Genomic DNA, 4,602 nt, shown 5'->3' on the forward strand with positions numbered 1-4,602 from the left:
ACACGGCGATTGAGTTTTAACACCGCTTTCAGTGTCGCCCCAGATCCCATAAAATCGGCCACCACATCCCCTTCCCGACTGCTGGACTGGATAATATGCGTCATCAGGTCAGCCGGCTTTTCACAGGGATGCTTGCCCGTAGAATATTGAACAGGTGAAAATTGCCAGACATCGGTATAGGGTACTTCTGCTGTGACGGAGAACAAACGAGTGTCCACTTTGAGATCTCTATCCGCACTTTATTTCGGTGGAGTCACAAAACAGGTGGAGTTACTATGAGGGCAGATTAATATTTATAATGTCCTTTTAGCCAACTCAGAAAGTACAGTAGCTGCCAGTCCAGCATTAGAAAATACAATATCGATACACTTACCGATAACAACTTCTGCACCTTTCTCTTTCATTAATTGTAGGAGGGCTTTCTTCTCAGCATCGGGTATATTTGCCGTATTGATAATCGTTTCAATCTGCTCAAGAGTGTTTTTATGGATTTTAATAGTAACAACATTAATCTCATTACCGATTGTATCCATATTGGCATAGTCAATACCGGCGGCAGTAAGAGTCATTGATCCAGAGTCAAAGCTATAACCACCATCAATCCCGTAACGAATTGCATCATGATTAACTAATCCGATTTTTATTAAATAATTTATATCGTCAGCTAATTGATCCCAACCAAACGCTTCCCCAAGAAACTGAAGTTTTTCTTCGCTAACAGGCCGCATTAAGCGGTTTTGATCATTCATTGCACGAATAATCATAAGGTGTCTCTCTTTCAGCATAGTCATTAAGGCTTCCTTATTTAGCATGTGAGGAGAATAAATTATAGACGATTATTTTGCATCGGCATTTTTTTACTAACATACTATTCAGGAATAAAACATGCTGTTATAAGATCAATGGCTATCATAATTAACGGTATCCTCCATCCAACGAATTGCGTAATCCAACATATTTTGGGCAGGTACAAGTAACGTGTTAGCTGAACCAATTACACCTTTTGTTGCCTCTGGCTGCGAATGACAAAATTGTTCAACGATATCTTTAAAATAGCCTTCACGAAATTGTTCACAAACCGGATCTACTGTGTCAAATTCCTCTAACTTAATCCATTCTACACGGCCATTTTGCAATAATGGAACTTCCATTTTGCGAACATGTTTATTTGGAATATTCGATAAATGTTCAGCATGATGTAAAAGGCTCATTGTGTCATATGGCGCGCCTATCATTAAAATTTTACCCCGATTGGTTACAAATTTTGCAAATGGCGATTTACTGCCATATCCATAATTTAATGAATGATTTTCTATGAAATATTCTGCATCATTTCCAATCGCTACTACAGACGCTCCAGGATTTTGACTTCTGATAGCCCCTTTAGTTGTTCTTACACATTCAGCGAATACACCATGATCCCTGCTTGCACGTGAAAATACTCTATCGTATGGCATAATCTCAGGCTTTAATTCAAATGGTATATGGCCATTTTCATCCATGCTATCTTCGTAATTTTGATCCCAATTCGTATAACACAATAGTGTTCCTTCATTACCCACAGCGGTTAAAATTGCCTGAATAAGATCATCAGCACCATTCAAACAATTACCGACTGAACGCATAGAAACATGCGCCATGACAATATCACCTTGTTTTATACCCATTTTTTGGAGCTGTGCAACAAGTACTGATTTTTTCCAATACTTATCTTCGCCTATTTGAATCATGTATCAACCTTACATATAAAATGTATCCGTTTTTTAACCACCTAAAAATAAAGACTAATTTTGAATACTTTTATTGAGATGCAATGAAAATCTTGGTTTTGTTGGCATACGTTCTCTAATTCTTGCTTCGTTAATAGCAATGTCTACATTAGTTACCTGATAATCTTTCCACAAGTGATTATAAACACTAACTTCATCAGGCCATCTATCAATCACAGAAAACCCTCGATTCAAGCATTCCCGATGAATAGCCTCGTATCTTTTCTTTAAAAATAAGAGCTTATTTCTAAAAAAAATTACATGACCTTTCCCTAAGGTATAAGCTTTCAACGTTGTCAGCGTAACATTACCCTTTCTTTTAGCTATGTCATTGGGAATTCTGGTTAATTCTCTATGTTCTGCAAGTAGGTGCTGATCACACAATTCACTCGGGAAAATAACGTTTATTCTTGTCATAATTCTTAATCAACAAAGTAAATACCGGGACTTGACATCACACTTTTCTGTCAAATGATAACATCGAAATTCGTTCCATAATCGACATAAATGGACGAAGATGAACGCAATCAAGTTAACTTTAGAAGTTCTATGATGAAACTTGCCAAATAATAGCGGGTAATTCAATATTTAATTGCACACATAATATATCGTATACTTATAAAAAATTATTTTTATAAGTACTAAGATTATAGATAACTACTTTAAGATAATACTCAATCAGTTAGATCCATCCCCGTTAAAACAGCAATATCCAGCCTTAAAGTAGCTTTCATTGTTGAATCAAAACCAATAATAAATATTAATATTTCCCATATCATGAACGAATGACAGTTCATTAATAAACCTTTACAATTAAAGGATTTGGAGATTATTTATATGAGTTTGGATTTTAACAAATTAAGCATGTCTGCTTTCTGCTTTTTTATCTATTTTATTTGGATGTTTCTATCATATTTAGGCGTGGGTTTAGTTCAAATCACCATGGAAAGCGCGTTTATTTTAAAAAATATAGAATTTATTTCTTTCCTGATAAACTTCTTAGTCGTTACTCCTTGCATAATTATCATCTATTTTCATTACAATAAAAAGCACAATGATATCCCTTTAGGAAATATTAATAAAGATAATTTAGTGCTGTTTACTACTTTCAGCTTTGTTTTTATCATTATATCCATGATATTCGGGAATGAAGAAACATATTACTTACAGCTTATTGATAACAGCTCAAACTCATCTATTTTATTTCTTGGATTCTATGTTGTAGTCTTGGCGCCTATAACAGAAGAGATAGTCATGCGAGGATTTGTGTTAAACTCATTTTTAATGTGGGGAAAGCATCTTCAATTAACAGGAGTAATTATAACCTCATTTCTTTTCACAATATTACATACACAGTATCAATATATTAATACTTATATTTTTTTGTTTATTTTTTCAGTTATTTTGTGTTATGCCAGAATTCATTCAGGTGGACTAAAACTCCCAATTCTATTGCATGTTCTCGCTAATTTATCATCAATGATGTTTTTACTATCATATTAATTTCTGCTCATTTCATTCAGTCGGTAGCTTTGTTTAAGATTGATTTATTGCACATTTTGCTGTTTGGGTCTATCCTATTTATGTGTACCTGACAATCTAGTCATGTTTAGTACACCCTCATTTGCTTCTTATTTCGATCTTCTCCTCCCTGTATACAGGGAGGTTTTTTTATCCCTTCTAAAGATAGGATCTATCTTACTGCAATAATTATGTCAAAGATAACGCTAAATAAGGTTTCATAATCATCGTATACTTCGCTCATGAAGATTCCTGACTCCTCACATTGCGAGGAGTAAAAAAGTGATCTGACAATTTGAATGCTTATTTAGTTTCTTCATTTAAGACGATTTTTCTAGCATACATCTACTATAAATTGAGCATTTATAATTGCCTAATTTTGTTATATATCTAATAGATTTCAAGGTGTAGTGTAACTGCAAGGATATAAAACCTCAAAATTGTATGTTTATACTACATGACTGAGTTCATAACTACGTGATTGGAGTAAGCGGACGTAGCCAAGAAAACTGCAACTTGAAATACCGGATATAAATATCCCTATGCATTTCCATAAGAAGTAGTTAATTTTCATTAAGCACAATGAATATAATGACGATAAGTAAAGTTACTTATTTTATAGCCACGTATGGAAAAGTAGGAAATTCATCATGAACATTAAAAAATCATTACTTTTAATGGGATTGACAGCTTTTAGTGCAATCTCATTCTCTAGTATTGCTAAATCTACATCTCACCATGGATATATTGATTCACCACCAAGCAGGGCACTTTTATGTGCTAAACTTATCAACAAAAAATGTGGACCAGTCATGTACGAACCACAATCTGTCGAAGGTCTGAAAGGTTTTCCACAAGAAGGACCTCCTGATGGAAAAATTGCCAGCGGTGGTGTTGATCAATTTAATCAACTTAATGAACAAAGTACTGATCGCTGGCATCATATCAATATTAATAAAGGCAGTAATGATTTTACATGGACACTGACAGCTAGGCATAGTACCGCTTCGTGGCAATTCTTTATTACTAAGCCTGACTGGGACCCCAATAGCCCACTCACTCGTGCCCAATTTGATTTGAATCCTTTCTGTGAACGTTTTGATAATGGGAAGATACCCTCTCGAAATGTCACTCTAACTTGTGATGTACCAGAACGCTCAGGATATCATGTTATTTTAGGTATATGGACAATTACAGATACTAATAATGCCTTCTATCAAGTTATTGATGCTGACATTAAATGATAATTCTTAGTCAGTTTTGTTTTTTCTTAGCTACAATTTAGCAAAAATAAAAATCAGAACCACCCGCA

The 4,602-nt window shown here is 34.5% G+C and carries 5 protein-coding genes and 1 pseudogene; 2 read left to right on the top strand and 4 right to left on the bottom strand.

The window, feature by feature from the left end; all coding sequences use genetic code 11:
- From FE394_RS14830 to FE394_RS14845, 4 genes and pseudogenes are all read right to left on the bottom strand, one after another.
- A pseudogene (locus FE394_RS14830) lies at positions 1-209 on the bottom strand (site-specific DNA-methyltransferase); the annotation flags it as partial.
- A gap of 84 nt (positions 210-293) precedes the next feature.
- A complete protein-coding gene (locus FE394_RS14835) occupies positions 294-791 on the bottom strand; it encodes a hypothetical protein (RefSeq protein ID WP_319927139.1) in 498 nt (165 codons plus the stop codon).
- Positions 792-899: 108 nt separating this feature from the next.
- Positions 900-1,730 (bottom strand): aminoglycoside 3-N-acetyltransferase, encoded by an 831-nt coding sequence (aac(3), locus tag FE394_RS14840; protein ID WP_319927140.1) that lies wholly within the window; start codon positions 1,728-1,730, stop codon positions 900-902.
- A gap of 54 nt (positions 1,731-1,784) precedes the next feature.
- The gene (locus FE394_RS14845; RefSeq protein ID WP_319927141.1) at positions 1,785-2,186 is read right to left on the bottom strand and encodes a pyrimidine dimer DNA glycosylase/endonuclease V; all 402 of its coding nucleotides are present in this window, start codon (positions 2,184-2,186) and stop codon (positions 1,785-1,787) included.
- A gap of 420 nt (positions 2,187-2,606) precedes the next feature.
- On the opposite strand from FE394_RS14845, the gene FE394_RS14850 reads away from it, so the two are divergent.
- Together FE394_RS14850 and FE394_RS14855 are read left to right on the top strand one after the other, a co-directional pair.
- Positions 2,607-3,272 carry a CPBP family intramembrane glutamic endopeptidase gene (locus FE394_RS14850; protein WP_319927142.1) on the top strand — a complete coding sequence of 222 codons (666 nt, stop codon included), beginning with the start codon at positions 2,607-2,609 and terminating at the stop codon, positions 3,270-3,272.
- Between the two features lie 668 nt (positions 3,273-3,940).
- Entirely contained in the window at positions 3,941-4,534 is a 594-nt protein-coding gene (locus tag FE394_RS14855) for a lytic polysaccharide monooxygenase (protein WP_319927143.1), read from the top strand.
- Positions 4,535-4,602: the final 68 nt, after the last annotated feature.

The sequence above is a fragment of the Xenorhabdus littoralis genome (assembly GCF_033949345.1).
Classification (GTDB): domain Bacteria; phylum Pseudomonadota; class Gammaproteobacteria; order Enterobacterales; family Enterobacteriaceae; genus Xenorhabdus; species Xenorhabdus littoralis.